The sequence below is a fragment of the Telluria sp. B2 genome (genome assembly GCF_051789535.1).
Taxonomy (GTDB): domain Bacteria; phylum Pseudomonadota; class Gammaproteobacteria; order Burkholderiales; family Burkholderiaceae_D; genus Telluria.
Genome location: NZ_CP196525.1, coordinates 3,241,786 through 3,255,394, shown reverse-complemented (window position 1 = coordinate 3,255,394; position 13,609 = coordinate 3,241,786). Strand labels below are relative to the sequence as shown.

At 65.4% G+C, this 13,609-nt stretch carries 10 protein-coding genes; 9 read left to right on the top strand and 1 reads right to left on the bottom strand.

Annotation, left to right across the window (positions count from 1 at the left end; translation table 11 throughout):
- The first annotated feature begins 6 nt into the window (after nt 1-6).
- The 4 genes from ACSUZJ_RS14500 (at nt 7) to ACSUZJ_RS14485 (ending at nt 5,631) form a co-directional block, all read left to right on the top strand.
- On the top strand, nt 7-918 hold the full coding sequence (locus tag ACSUZJ_RS14500; RefSeq protein ID WP_499409258.1) for a metal ABC transporter substrate-binding protein: 912 nt from the start codon (nt 7-9) through the stop codon (nt 916-918).
- A 2-nt stretch (nt 919-920) separates the two neighbouring features.
- Nucleotides 921-1,679: a metal ABC transporter permease gene (locus tag ACSUZJ_RS14495; RefSeq protein ID WP_499409256.1), complete on the top strand. Its 759-nt coding sequence runs from the start codon at nt 921-923 to the stop codon at nt 1,677-1,679.
- Nucleotides 1,680-1,891: 212 nt separating this feature from the next.
- Nucleotides 1,892-3,307: a tetratricopeptide repeat protein gene (locus ACSUZJ_RS14490; RefSeq protein WP_499409254.1), complete on the top strand. Its 1,416-nt coding sequence runs from the start codon at nt 1,892-1,894 to the stop codon at nt 3,305-3,307.
- A 191-nt stretch (nt 3,308-3,498) separates the two neighbouring features.
- On the top strand, nt 3,499-5,631 hold the full coding sequence (locus ACSUZJ_RS14485; protein WP_499409252.1) for a prolyl oligopeptidase family serine peptidase: 2,133 nt from the start codon (nt 3,499-3,501) through the stop codon (nt 5,629-5,631).
- A 404-nt stretch (nt 5,632-6,035) separates the two neighbouring features.
- Here the strand turns inward: ACSUZJ_RS14485 and ACSUZJ_RS14480 are convergent, their stop codons facing one another.
- On the bottom strand, nt 6,036-6,614 hold the full coding sequence (locus tag ACSUZJ_RS14480) for a helix-turn-helix domain-containing protein (protein WP_499409250.1): 579 nt from the start codon (nt 6,612-6,614) through the stop codon (nt 6,036-6,038).
- A gap of 208 nt (nt 6,615-6,822) precedes the next feature.
- On the opposite strand from ACSUZJ_RS14480, the gene ACSUZJ_RS14475 reads away from it, so the two are divergent.
- From ACSUZJ_RS14475 to thrC, 5 genes are all read left to right on the top strand, one after another.
- Nucleotides 6,823-8,037: a glycine C-acetyltransferase gene (locus ACSUZJ_RS14475; RefSeq protein ID WP_499409248.1), complete on the top strand. Its 1,215-nt coding sequence runs from the start codon at nt 6,823-6,825 to the stop codon at nt 8,035-8,037.
- Nucleotides 8,038-8,061: 24 nt separating this feature from the next.
- Nucleotides 8,062-9,018 (top strand): NAD-dependent epimerase/dehydratase family protein, encoded by a 957-nt coding sequence (locus ACSUZJ_RS14470; protein WP_499409246.1) that lies wholly within the window; start codon nt 8,062-8,064, stop codon nt 9,016-9,018.
- A gap of 52 nt (nt 9,019-9,070) precedes the next feature.
- On the top strand, nt 9,071-10,459 hold the full coding sequence (locus tag ACSUZJ_RS14465) for an L-serine ammonia-lyase (protein ID WP_499409244.1): 1,389 nt from the start codon (nt 9,071-9,073) through the stop codon (nt 10,457-10,459).
- A gap of 159 nt (nt 10,460-10,618) precedes the next feature.
- Nucleotides 10,619-11,752 (top strand): IS481 family transposase, encoded by a 1,134-nt coding sequence (locus tag ACSUZJ_RS14460; RefSeq protein WP_499409242.1) that lies wholly within the window; start codon nt 10,619-10,621, stop codon nt 11,750-11,752.
- Between the two features lie 366 nt (nt 11,753-12,118).
- On the top strand, nt 12,119-13,594 hold the full coding sequence (gene thrC / locus ACSUZJ_RS14455) for a threonine synthase (RefSeq protein WP_499409240.1): 1,476 nt from the start codon (nt 12,119-12,121) through the stop codon (nt 13,592-13,594).
- The last annotated feature ends 15 nt before the right edge of the window (nt 13,595-13,609 follow it).

Genomic DNA, 13,609 nt, shown 5'->3' with positions numbered 1-13,609 from the left:
AGCAGCATGAAATTCAACCGTTCGATCCTTCTGGCTGGCTGGGCTTTGGCCTTCGCCGCCATCGTCCCGGCCCAGGCGGCCATCAATGTGCTCACCTGCGAGCCCGAGTGGCAGGCGCTGACCCAGGAACTGGGCGGCGACAAGGTGAATGTCTCGAGCGCGACCAATGCGCTGCAGGACCCGCACCGCGTCGAGGCCAGGCCCGGCCTGATCGCCCGCACCCGCAACGCCGACCTGCTGGTCTGCACCGGCCTGGACCTGGAGGCAGGCTGGCTGCCGCTGCTGGTGCAGCAGTCGGGCAACGCAAAAATAGCGCGCGGCCAGCCGGGCTTCTTCGAAGCCGGCACCTTTGTCCCGCGCCTGGACATCCCGAACCGCCTGGACCGCGCCGAGGGCGACGTCCACGCCTACGGCAATCCGCACGTGCACCTGAACCCGCACAACATCGCCCTGGTCAGCGCCCAGCTGGCCAAGCGCCTGGCGGCGATCGACCCGGCCAACGCGGCCTTCTATGCGGCGCGCCAGAACGACTTCAGCGCGCGGTGGGCGACGGCGATGCGCAAGTGGGAAGCGCAGGCGGCGCCGCTGCGCGGCGTGACCGTGGTCGAGCACCACAAGAACATGGAATACCTGCTCGGCTGGCTCGGCATGCGCCAGGTCGGCACGCTGGAACCGAAACCCGGCGTCGAGCCGAGCGCGGCCCAGCTGGGCCAGCTGCTGTCGCAACTGAAGACCCAGCCCGCGAAACTGGTGCTGCGCGCGGCCTACCAGGATGAGCGCGCCTCGCAGTGGCTGTCGCAGCGCGCCGGCATCCCGGCGGTGGTGATTCCCTACACGGTAGGCGCCGACGCCCAGAGCCGCGACCTGTTCGCGCTGTTCGACACCACCGTGCAACGCTTGAGCGCGGCGGCGAAGTAATCGTGGAGAACGTCGACTTCCTGATCATCCTCCCCGCCTTCCTGGCGGGCCTGCTGGTATTGACCACCCACATCCCGCTCGGCGCCCAGGTGCTGCGGCGCGGGATCGTCTTCATCGACCTGGCGATCGCCCAGATCGCCGCGCTCGGCGTGATCATCGCCAGCGCCCTCGAGATGGATCCGCACGGCTGGACCATGCAGGCGGCCGCCGGCGTCGCCGCCGTGCTGGGCGCCCTGCTCCTGACCTGGACCGAGAAGCGCTGGCCCGACGTGCAGGAAGCGCAGATCGGCGTGCTGTTCGTGCTGGCCGCCACCGCCGGCCTGCTGCTGGTCGCGCACAACCCGCATGGCGGCGAGCACCTGCAGGACCTGCTGGCCGGCCAGATCCTCTGGGTCAGCTACGACCAGCTGCTCATGCCGGCGATCGGCGCGGTGCTGATCCTGGCCTTGCTGGCGCTCCTGCGCAACCGGCTCGGGCGGCTGGGTTTCTACCTGGTGTTCGCGCTGGCCGTGACGGCCTCGGTGCAGCTGGTCGGCGTCTACCTCGTGTTCGCCAGCCTGATCGTGCCGAGCCTGGCCGTGCGCCATTATCCCGAGCGCCGCAAGCTGCCCTTCGCCTACCTGATCGGCGTGGGCGGCTATGCGCTCGGGCTGGTGCTCTCGGTGGTGCTCGACCTGCCTTCGGGCGCGCTGATCGTCTGGTGCCTGGCGCTGCTGGCGATGCTGGTCTACGCCCTCGGACCGCGCCGCCCTGCGCTCTGAGGCGCCGCATCGCCCTTCCGAACAGCCCGCCGCGCGCCAGCGCGGTGGGCTTTTTTGTTGGCGCGCGCGTGGTCACGATTGCGCGCAGTCAAACTCCCGCGGCCTGCCGTCATTAAAATTTTGTTAATACTTATGAGGCTGCCTGGCGCGCATACGAACGGAGCGCGCACCGGTACGCCGCGCGTACACACGTCGACCGCCACGAGGCCAGCATGAACCGCCAGAAGCTCCACCGCGAGAGCCATCAGACCTACGTGTGGTTCCGCGAAGCCGCCGAGCGCGGCAATCCCTATGCCCAGTTCAACCTCGGGCTGCTGTACAAGAAGGGCGAGGGCATCGAACGCGACGACGCGGCCGCCTTCCGCTGGCTGCGCCGCGCCGCGCTGCAGGGCCTGGCCTTCGCCCAGAATCACCTGGGAGCCATGTACTACCACGGCCGCGGCGTCGAGGCCTGCGACGCCGAAGCCGCGCGCTGGTTCCGCCTGGCCGCCGACCAGGGCGACGCCTCGGCCCAGCAGAATCTCGGCCACATGTACCGCAAGGGACGCGGCGTCGCCCAGGATCATGAGCGCGCGCTGTCCTGGTACTACCGCGCGGCCGAGCAGGGCATGGCCAGCGCCCAGAACCTGCTTGGCGAGTGCTACCTGCACGGCCTGGGTGCGGCGGTGAACCATCCGCTGGCCATGGCCTGGTTCCGCAAGGCCGCGCTGCAGGGCGACGCCCCGGCCCAGCTCAACCTCGGGATGATGTACAAGCGCGGCCAGGGCGTGGACGCCAGCGACACCCAGGCCCTGTACTGGTTCCGCCAGGCCGCGGCGGCGGGCGAGCGCGGCGCCCAGCGCCAGCTCGGCATCGCCTATGCCGAAGGCCTGGGCGTGAAGCCCGATCCGCGCCGCGCCCTGGCCTGGCTGCAGCGCGCCGCCAGCCACGGCGACCGCGAGGCCCAGTTCATCCTCGGCACCATGTTCGCCAAGGGTCGCGCCGGCCTGCCACTCGAGCGCGACGAGCCGCGCGCCCTCGAGTGGTACACCCGCGCCGCCACCCAGGGTCACGTGGCGGCCCAGTACAACCTGGCCAACATGTACGCTCACGGACGCGGCACCGAATGCGATCCGCAGCGCGCCGTCGAGTGGTACCGGCGCGCGGCCGAGCAGGGCGCCGCGAACGCCCAGTTCAACCTTGGCGTCATCTATGCCAACGGCCAGGGCGTGGAGCGCGACGAGGCGCGCGCCGTTCACTGGTACCTGCTGGCCGCCAACCAGGGCGACGCCAGCGCCCAGAACAACCTGGGCGTGATGTACGCCAGCGGCCAGGGCGTCGAGCAGGACGACCGGCGCGCCGTCTACTGGTACGAGCAGGCCGCCGAACAGGGCCATGCCCTGGCCCAGTACAACCTGGGCGGCATGTACAACAGCGGGCGCGGCGTGGCGCGCGACCCGGTGCGCGCCTACATGTGGATGCTGCTCGCGGCCGAGGGCGGGGACGCCACCGCCAACGTCAACAAGACCATTGTCGCGCGGCGCCTGAGCCCGTCCGAAATCGGGCACGCGATCGACCTGTCCCACAAGTGGCAGCTCAGCCACCGCGAAGCGAACGCGCGCCGCCCCGGGCGCGACGACCAGGACTGATGCGCGCCGCATACGGGCTCGCGCCTTGCTGCGCCTGTCCGGCGCGCAGTCCGTATTGACGGGCTTTCTCCGGCGCCGCCATGCGCGCGCCACTCGTGGCGCCAGGCCGCTGGCGGGTCGCATCCTGCCGGGTTTCGCGTTATGATGCTTTTCGGCACATCCGCCTTCATGAACCAAGTTTCGAGAACAATATGCACATGAGACACGCAACGCTCGCCGTCGCCCTGATGATGGCCTTCGGCGCCCAGGCCGCCGATCCGGCATCCTGCCCGGCCGGCGCAGTGAAGTATCCGGTCACCCAGAAAGTCGACCAGAGCGACAACTACCACGGCACGTCGATCGCCGACCCTTACCGCTGGCTGGAAGACGCCAACAGCGCCGAAACCAAGCAGTGGGTCGATGCCCAGAACGCGGTGACCCAGGCTTACCTGGCCCAGATCCCGCAGCGCGAGGCGATCCGCCAGCGTCTCACCAAGCTGTGGAACTACGAGCGCTACTCGGTGCCGTCGAAGGAAGGCGGCCGTTACTTCTACAGCCGTAACGACGGCCTGCAGAACCAGTCGGTGCTGTACACCCTGAAGAACCTGAACGACCAGCCGCGCATGCTGCTCGACCCGAACACCCTGGCGGCCGACGGTACCGTCGCCCTGGCCGGCGCCGAGGTGAGCCCGGACGGCAAGCTGCTGGCCTACGGCACCGCGGCCTCGGGCTCGGACTGGAACGAGTGGAAGGTGCGCGACATCGAGACCGGCAAGGACCTCGAAGACCACCTGAAGTGGGTGAAGTTCTCCCAGACCGCCTGGACCAAGGACGGCAAGGGCTTCTTCTACAGCCGCTACGACGAGCCGACCGAGGCCACCAAGCTGGCCGCCGTCAACTACCACCAGAAGCTCTACTTCCACAAGATCGGCACCCCGCAAAGTGCCGACACCCTGGTCTATGACCGTCCCGACGAAAAGGAATGGGGCTTCCGTGCCCAGACCACCGACGACGGCAAGTACCTTCTAATCACGGCGACCAAGGGCACGGCCCACAAGTACCGCATCTTCTACAAGGACCTGTCCAAGCCCGATTCGAAGGTCGTGCCGCTGATCGACAACTTCGACGCTGCCTACGACTTCATCGACAACGTCGGCGACGTCTTCTACTTCAGTACCGACCGCAAGGCGCCGCGCCAGCGCATCGTCGCGATCGACCTGCGTAAACCGGCTGAAGCGAACTGGAAGCAGATCATTCCGGAAACGGCCGAGACGCTGAACGGCGCCCACATCATCGGCGAGCGCATCATCACCGAATACCTGAAGGATGCGCGCAGCGTCGTGCGGGTGAGCGACCTCAACGGCAAGCTGGTGCGCGAGATCGCGCTGCCGGGCATCGGTTCGGTCTCGGGCTTCACCGGCAAGCGCGGCGACACGGAAACCTTCTTCTCCTTCACCGGCTTCACCACCCCGACCACGATCTATCGCCTGGATATGAAGACCGGCAAGACCAGTGTCTTCCGCCAGCCCAAGGTCGACTTCGACCCGAATGCCTACGAGACGCGCCAGCAGTTCTACACCAGCCGCGACGGCACCAAAGTGCCGATGTTCATCGTCTCGAAGAAGGGCCTCAAGCTGGATGGCAACAACCCGACCTACCTCTACGGCTACGGCGGCTTCAACATCTCGATGCTGCCGGGCTTCTCGCCGGCCAATTTGGCCTGGATGGAAATGGGCGGCGTCTACGTCGTGGCCAACCTGCGCGGCGGCGGCGAGTACGGCGAATCCTGGCACCAGGCCGGCACCAAGCTGCAGAAGCAGAACGTGTTCGACGACTTCATCGGCGCGGCCGAGTGGCTGGTGACCAACAAGGTGACCCAGCCAGCGAAGCTGGCAATCGGCGGCGGCAGCAATGGCGGCCTGCTGGTGGGCGCGGCCATGACCCAGCGTCCGGACCTGTTCGGCGCCGCCATCCCGATGGTCGGCGTGATGGACATGCTGCGCTTCCACAAGTTCACCATCGGCTGGGCCTGGACCTCGGACTACGGCTCGTCGGAAAACCCGGAAGAGTTCAAGGCCCTGGTCAAGTACTCGCCGCTGCATAACCTGAAGCCCGGCACGGCCTATCCGGCGACCATGGTCACCACCGCCGACCACGACGACCGCGTGGTGCCGGCCCACAGCTTCAAGTTCGCCGCGGCGGCCCAGGCTGCCCAGGCCGGCTGCAACCCGGTGATCATCCGCATCGACACCAAGGCGGGCCACGGCGCCGGCAAGCCGACCGCCAAGCAGATCGAGGAAGTGGCGGATCGCTGGGGCTTCCTGACCCGCGCGCTGAAGATGTAATGGCGGGCGTATCGGGCGGCGCTAGGGCCGCCTGATCCGCAAAGAGATCGGGCCAGCCGAATCGTGGGATTCGGCTGGCCCGATTTGTATTTGTGTAGCGATTATTACGGCTGCTGAGGTGGGGCGGATCACGGGTACGACCACGTAGGCTCAAGAGCCCAACCTACCGAACCCAGCGGCGCGATTCTTCCGCTGGCGGCCACAGAGAGTAGGGCGGGTACGCGTACCCACGCGGTACGTCCTGCGAAACGCGCTGTGCTGATTCTATTGTTGGCGCTTGCATTGGCGCAGGGTGGGCACCTGTGCCCACGCGGTAGGGCATATGAACAGATGCGACCCGTGAAAACATCTGTTTACGCATGAAGACAAATGTCGGATCAAAAAAGAGCCGCCTCGAACGACGCTTATCGGTGCACCACCACCAGCAGCGCCTTCGCCTCGGTCTTGCCCACATTCCGGATCACATGATCCTGGTCCGCCGGATACCTCGCCGTACCGCCCGCCTTGACCTTGCGCTTGGACGACCCGACTTCCACCTCGAGCGAGCCGTTGATGACCGTCATGTGCTCCTTGGTGCCCGGGTCATGGGCCTGGGAAGCCAGTTCGCCGCCCGGCGCCAGGGTCAGCTCGTACCATTCATACTGTCCGGCCAGCTCCATCGGCCCCAGGATGCGCAGGGTATAGCCGGCGTGGGTGCCGGGCAGGGTGGGGGTCTCGTGGGCGTCGAGCACGCGGATGGCTTCCACGTCGCGGGTTTCCGAGGCCAGCAGTTCGCCGATCTGCACGCCCAGCGCATTCGCCAGACGCCAGGTAATGGCAATGGTAGGATTGGCCTTCTCGCGCTCGATCTGGGACAGCATCGACTTCGATACCCCCGCGATGCGCGACAGGTCCTCCAGCGTCAGGCCGCGCGCCAGGCGCAGGCGCTGCAGGGTGGCGCCGACTTCCGGCGGGGCGTTATTGGTCGTAACCAGGGTCTTCATCTCAAAAAAGCCAGCTCTAGTAAATGGAGGGCGCCGCACCCTGCCAAGCGATCTTGCCAAGTTCGGCCGGTGGGCGTAATATTCATTATATTGAATTTTAGTTCGAAATACCGAAAACGTGACAAGGCATTGAATCGGTACAAAGAGCGGTCAACGGTACAGCATAGTCCAACAGTCGGTCAAGCCGGCATCACAGACAGGAAATGACATGAGCGAACAAGGGAAGAACGCGTTTTACACCGGCCTGCAGCAGAGCCTCTCCACGCTGCGCGACCAGGGCCTGTTCAAGCCCGAGCGCGTGCTGGCTTCGCGCCAGGGCGCCGAAGTCGTGGCCGACGATGGCCGCACCCTGATCAACATGTGCGCGAACAACTACCTCGGCCTGTCGGGCGATCCGGAAACCCAGAAGGCCGCCGAAGCCGCGCTGGCCAAGTACGGCTACGGCCTGTCCTCGGTGCGCTTCATCTGCGGCACCCAGACCGTGCACAAGGAGCTCGAGCAGGCCCTGTCTCGTTTTCTGGGTACCGAAGACACCATCCTCTACGCGGCGGCCTTCGATGCCAACGGCGGCGTGTTCGAGCCGCTGTTCGACGAGAACGACGCCATCATCTCGGACGCCCTGAACCACGCTTCGATCATCGACGGCATCCGCCTGTGCAAGGCCGCGCGCTACCGCTACGCCAACAACGACATGGCCGACCTCGAGAAGCAGTTGATCGCCGCGACGGAAGCCGGCAAGCGCCACAAGGTCATCGTCACCGACGGCGTGTTCTCGATGGACGGCACCATCGCCCAGCTCGACAAGATCGTCGAACTGGCCGAGAAGTACGGCGCCCTGACCCTGGTCGACGAATCGCACGCCTCCGGCTTCATGGGCGCGACCGGTCGCGGCACCCACGAGCACTGCGGCGTGCTGGGCAAGATCGACATCATCACCGGCACCCTGGGCAAGGCCCTGGGCGGCGCGATGGGCGGCTTCACCTCTGCTCGCCGCGAAGTCATCGAGACCCTGCGCCAGAAATCGCGTCCTTACCTGTTCTCGAACACCCTGGCCCCGATGATCGCCGGCGCCTCGCTGTCGGTGCTGGAACGTATCAGCAAGTCGACCGAGCTGCGCGACCGCCTGATGGAGAACACCGCCTACTTCCGCAGCGAGATCGAGCGCATCGGCTTCACCATCAAGCCGGGCACCCACCCGGTGGTGCCGGTGATGCTGTTCGACGCGCCGGTGGCGCAGAAATTCGCGGCGCGCATGTTCGAACTGGGCGTGCTGCTGTCGGGCTTCTTCTACCCGGTGGTGCCGATGGGCCAGGCGCGCGTGCGCGTCCAGCTCTCCGCCGCGCACACCCGCGAGCAGCTCGACAAGGTGCTGGCCGCCTTCGAGCAGGCCGGCCGCGAGCTGGGCATCATCAAGAATAACTAATCAGGCTTCAAGGAATAACAGTCAATGGAACGTATCCTCATCATCGGCGCCAACGGCCAGATCGGCAGCGAACTGGTCACCGCACTGGCAGAAAAACACGGCGCCGGGAATGTCCTCGCCACCGACATCGGCAGCACCAACGTCTACGGCGCCGCGCGCTATGCCCAGCTCGACGTGCTGGACAAGGAGCGCCTGGCGGCCGTGGTCCAGGACGAAGGCGTGACCCAGGTCTACCAGCTGGCGGCGCTGCTGTCGGCCACCGGCGAAAAGGCGCCCCTGAAGGCCTGGACCCTGAACATGGACGGCCTGCTGAACATCCTCGAAATCGCCCGCGAGCGCGGCGAAGCCGGTAAACCGCTGAAGGTGTTCTGGCCTTCCTCGATCGCGGCCTTCGGCCCGAACACCCCGGCCGAGAACACCGCCCAGTACACGATCATGGACCCGACCACGATCTACGGCATCAGTAAACTCGCGGGCGAACGCCTGTGCGAGTACTACCACACCAAGTACGGCGTGGACGTGCGTTCCATCCGCTACCCCGGCATCATCAGCTACAAGTCGCCCCCGGGCGGCGGCACCACCGACTACGCCATCGCCATCTTCCACGCGGCGCTCAAGGGTGAAACGTATGAGTGCTTCCTCGGCCCGGAAACCACGCTGCCGATGATCTACATGCCGGACGCGATCCGCGCCACCATCGAGCTGATGGAAGCCCCGGCCGGGAAGGTGGCGATCCGCTCCTCGTACAACGTCGCCGGCGTCTCCTTCAACCCGCGCGAACTGGCCGCCGCGATCAAGAAGGCCGTGCCGGCATTCGAGATCGCCTACAAGCCGGACAGCCGCCAGGCCATCGCCGACACCTGGCCGAAGAGTCTGGACGACAGCCGCGCGACAAGTGATTGGGGCTGGAAGGCCCGGAGCGGCATCGAGGAAATGGTGGCGAGCATGCTCGAGAACATCGACGTCGGCGCCACGGCGTAACAACGCCACTCGAACAAACAAAATAATAGAAACGTACAGCGAGACAAGACAGATGGACATGAGCGTTTTCGATCTTTTCAAGATCGGTATCGGCCCATCGAGCTCCCACACGGTGGGCCCGATGGTGGCGGCGCGCCGCTTCCTGCTCGAATGCGGCAGCCTTGACGAGGCCGTCGGCGTCGAGGCCCACCTCTACGGTTCGCTGGCGCTGACCGGCGTCGGCCACGCGACCGACAAGGCGGTGATTCTCGGCCTGATGGGCGAGACGCCGCAGGACATCGACCCCGACAGCGTCGAGGACAAGCTCGCCGACGCCGAGCTCGATGGCGTGCTGCGCCTGCTCGGCACGAAGGAAGTGCCGTTCTCGGCGCGCACCGGCCTGGTCTGGCACAAGTCCTCGACCCTGCCCGAGCACCCGAACGGCATGCGCTTCGTGCTGCAGCTGCATGACGGCAGCGTCATCGAGCGCATCTATTACTCGGTCGGCGGCGGCTTCATCACCGCGGCCGGCGAAGCGCAGACGCGTGCCGCCGAGGCGCCGAAGCTCGAGGTGCCGTTCCCCTTCGATACCATGAGCGAACTGCTGGAGCAGGGCCGCAGGCACGGCCTGGCGATTCCGCACATGCTGCGCGCGAACGAACTGGTGCGCATGAGCGAAGCCGAGCTCGACGCCGGCCTGGACCGCATCTGGACCACGATGCGCGACTGCATTGCCCACGGCCTGGTCACCGAAGGCCAGTTGCCGGGCGGCCTGAACGTCAAGCGCCGCGCGGCAAGCCTGTGGAAGCAGGCCCACTGCACGGAGGGCAAGCGCGTCAACGAACTGCCGCACGACGCCACTCACCACGTGACCCTGTACGCGATGGCGGTCAACGAAGAGAACGCCGCCGGCGGCCGCGTGGTCACCGCCCCGACGAACGGCGCGGCCGGCATCATCCCGGCGGTGCTGCGCTACTACGCCGAGGACTGCCGCCCGAGCGACCCGGTGAAAGGCATCCGTGACTTCCTGTTGACCTCCGCCGCGATCGGCATGCTGTGCAAGAAGAACGCGTCGATCTCGGGCGCCGAGATCGGCTGCCAGGGCGAAGTCGGCGTGGCCTGCGCCATGGCCGCGGCCGGCCTGGTGGCGGCCCTCGGCGGCTCCAACGAGCGCATCGAGAACGCGGCCGAAATCGGCATCGAGCACCACCTGGGCATGACCTGCGACCCGATCGGCGGCCTGGTGCAGATTCCCTGCATCGAGCGCAACGGCATGGGCGCGATCAAGGCGATCACGGCGGCCTCGCTGGCCATGAAGGGCGACGGCACGCACTTCGTCAGCCTCGACAACGTAATCGAGACCATGCGCCAGACCGGGGCGGACATGCAGGCGAAGTACAAGGAGACCTCGCTGGGCGGGCTGGCGGTGCACGTGGTGACCGTGAATCACGCGGCTTGCTGAGCGCAGGCCTGCACGCCGTGATCCGCTAAAGGACTTGCGGAACGCGGCCCCGACCGTAGGGTGGGCACGCTGTTCAGCACAGAGACATAGGTAACACTTGTCTAGAGACATAGGTAACACCTTTTATGATCATTGCACAGCTAACAAGTGGAGCGTGCAATGCCTTGGAAGGAAAGTTCCCGTATGTCCTCGCGTCTTGAATTTGCCATGCTGGCGGGTGCGTCTGACAGCAACATGACAGCGCTTTGCCAGTCTTTCGGCGTAAGCCGAAAGACTGGCTACAAGTGGCTCGATTTGTATCGGAAGCACGGCCCGGAAGGGCTGCAAGAGCGCTCACGCCGTCCTCTGTCGTCGCCCAAGCGATGCGGTGCCGAGTTGGAGGCGGCAGTATTGAACCTGCACGACAAGTATCCGTGCTGGGGTGCCCGCAAGCTCAAAGCACTGCTACCCGAGGCCGTGGGCAAACCGCATCCGAACACCATTGCTGCCATTTTGAGGCGACATGGGCGCCAGCTGGTGCCTCATGTCGGCCAGACCAAGTCTGCCAAGGGACGCTTCGAACACGAGGAACCGAACAGCTTGTGGCAGATGGATTTCAAAGGCCATTTTGCCCTGACCAATGCAGCGGCCGGCCGCTGCCATCCATTGACAGTACTTGATGATCACTCCCGCTTTTCGCTGTGTCTGGCTGCATGCTCCGGCGAAGACGGCCCGCAGGCAAAGGCTGTGCTCACAAAGACGTTTCAAAAATATGGGCTGCCTCAGCGCATTACCTGCGACAACGGTGCGCCTTGGGGAACAGCCGGGCATAAAACCATCTCGCGGCTGGAGGTGTGGCTGATACGCCTGGGTATCCGCGTCAGCCATAGCAGTCCGCACCATCCGCAAACGCAAGGCAAGGACGAGCGGTTTCACCGCACGCTCAAACGAGAACTGCTGGAGCGATACGGTTTCGGCTCGCTCGCCGCGTGCCAGGACGCTTTCGATGCCTGGCGTGACCAGTACAACCTGATCCGTCCCCACGAGGCACTGGGACAGCAAGCTCCCGCCACCCGCTACCAGCCCAGTGCGCGCAGTTTTCCTTCCCACCTCCCGCCGATCGAATATGACGACGGCGATATCGTGCGCACCGTGCAGCGGCATGGCCAGATCAATTTTAAGGGCCGGAGTTACTTCGTCGGTGAAGGCTTGTACCAAGAACCTGTAGCGATCCGAGCGGCGGACCAGGACGGCGTCTTCAACGTCATCTTCTGCCACCAACAGGTTGCACAGATCGACCTCGCCAGCAGCTAAAATAGCACCACGCAGTGTTACCCATGTCTCTAGACAGGTGTTACCTATGTCCCTGTGCTAAACACACGCCGTGCCCACGCGTATGCCGGCGCATTGGCAGCGCAGGAAGACATCGAAACCGACGCGTTACCGGAGCGCTTCAGGGGCGCCGCCGGGACGCGTCTTTTTTAACCGGAGCTCGGCCAACACAGCGCAGATGTCCGCGTGGGCACGGGGTGCCCACCCTACGGTCACGGTCCAGGACGCCGGAAACGCAAACGCGATTCCGCTTTGGTCCGACGACGCCAATCTCGACCGCACATACGTAACTGGCCGGCCCGCACTATAATAAAGAGATCAACGCGAGCCCAACCGGATCATCAACGTATGCAATATGTCTCTACCCGCGCTACGAGCGCATCCGCTTCCCGTAATCCGGAATCCTTCTCCTCCATCCTGCTCGGCGGCCTGGCCCCCGACGGCGGCTTGTTTCTACCGGCCGAATACCCGCGCGTCAGCGGCGAGGAGCTCAACGCCTGGCGCAGGCTGTCCTACGCCGAACTGGCCTATGAAATTTTGCGCAAGTTTGCGACCGACATTCCGGACGCCGACCTGAAGGCACTGACCAGCAAGACCTACACGCCCGAGGTCTACCGCAATGCGCGCGAGGATGAATCAAGCGCGGACATCACGCCGCTGCGCGTGCTGGAAGACGAGGGCGGCCGCAAGCTGGTCCTGCAGGCGCTGTCGAACGGCCCGACGCTCGCGTTCAAGGACATGGCCATGCAACTGCTCGGCAACCTGTTCGAGTATGCGCTGGCGAAGAACAACGACGAGCTGAACATCTTCGGCGCCACCTCGGGCGACACCGGCAGCGCCGCCGAGTACGCGATGCGCGGCAAGCGTGGCGTGCGTGTGTTCATGCTGTCGCCGGCGAACAAGATGAGCGCCTTCCAGACCGCCCAGATGTTCAGCCTGCAGGACCCGAACATCTTCAATATCGCCGTCGAAGGCGTGTTCGACGATTGCCAGGACATGGTCAAGGCGGTCTCGAACGACCTCGCGTTCAAGGCGCGCCACAAGATCGGCACCGTCAACTCGATCAACTGGGCGCGTGTGGTGGCCCAGGTCGTGTACTACTTCCGCGGCTACCTCGCGGCGACCACCAGCAACGACCAGAAGGTCTCGTTCACCGTCCCGTCGGGGAACTTCGGCAACATCTGCGCCGGCCATATCGCCCGCATGATGGGCCTGCCGATCCACAAGCTGGTGGTGGCAACCAACGAGAACGACGTGCTCGACGAGTTCTTCCGCACCGGCCGTTACCGCGTCAGGAAGAGCGCCGAGACCTTCCACACCAGCAGCCCGTCGATGGACATCTCGAAGGCCTCGAACTTCGAGCGCTTCGTCTACGACCTGGTGGGACGCGACAGCGAGCGCACCCATGCGCTGTTCCGCAAGGTCGAGACCCACGGCGGCTTCGACCTGTCGGGCGGCCCGGGCAGCGACGGCGACGAGTTCGCGCGCGTGGGCGAATTCGGCTTCGTCTCGGGCAAGTCGGTGCACGCCGACCGTCTCGACACCATCCGCATGGCCTATGACGACTACGGCATCGTGATCGACACCCACACCGCCGACGGCATCAAGGTCGCGCGCGAGCATCTCGACGATGGCGTGCCGATGATCGTGCTCGAGACCGCGCTGGCGGCGAAGTTCAACGAGACCATCCTGGAAGCCCTGGGCACGGACGCGCCGCGCCCGGCCGGATTCGAGGACCTCGAGGCGCTGCCCCAGAAATTCGTGCTGATGCGCCCGAACGTCGACGAGATGAAGGCCTTCATCGCCGCGCATACCGGACTGTAAGAATCATGACCGCAT

Excerpts from the sequence above, each read along its gene's own strand:
- ACSUZJ_RS14470 (WP_499409246.1), top strand. The coding sequence starts at position 8,062 with ATGGAACGTATCCTCATCATCGGCGCCAACGGCCAGATCGGCAGCGAA.
- ACSUZJ_RS14480 (WP_499409250.1), bottom strand. The coding sequence starts at position 6,614 with ATGAAGACCCTGGTTACGACCAATAACGCCCCGCCGGAAGTCGGCGCC.
- ACSUZJ_RS14465 (WP_499409244.1), top strand. The coding sequence starts at position 9,071 with ATGGACATGAGCGTTTTCGATCTTTTCAAGATCGGTATCGGCCCATCG.
- ACSUZJ_RS14460 (WP_499409242.1), top strand. The coding sequence starts at position 10,619 with ATGCCTTGGAAGGAAAGTTCCCGTATGTCCTCGCGTCTTGAATTTGCC.
- ACSUZJ_RS14500 (WP_499409258.1), top strand. The coding sequence starts at position 7 with ATGAAATTCAACCGTTCGATCCTTCTGGCTGGCTGGGCTTTGGCCTTC.
- ACSUZJ_RS14490 (WP_499409254.1), top strand. The coding sequence starts at position 1,892 with ATGAACCGCCAGAAGCTCCACCGCGAGAGCCATCAGACCTACGTGTGG.
- ACSUZJ_RS14485 (WP_499409252.1), top strand. The coding sequence starts at position 3,499 with ATGCACATGAGACACGCAACGCTCGCCGTCGCCCTGATGATGGCCTTC.
- ACSUZJ_RS14475 (WP_499409248.1), top strand. The coding sequence starts at position 6,823 with ATGAGCGAACAAGGGAAGAACGCGTTTTACACCGGCCTGCAGCAGAGC.
- thrC (WP_499409240.1), top strand. The coding sequence starts at position 12,119 with ATGCAATATGTCTCTACCCGCGCTACGAGCGCATCCGCTTCCCGTAAT.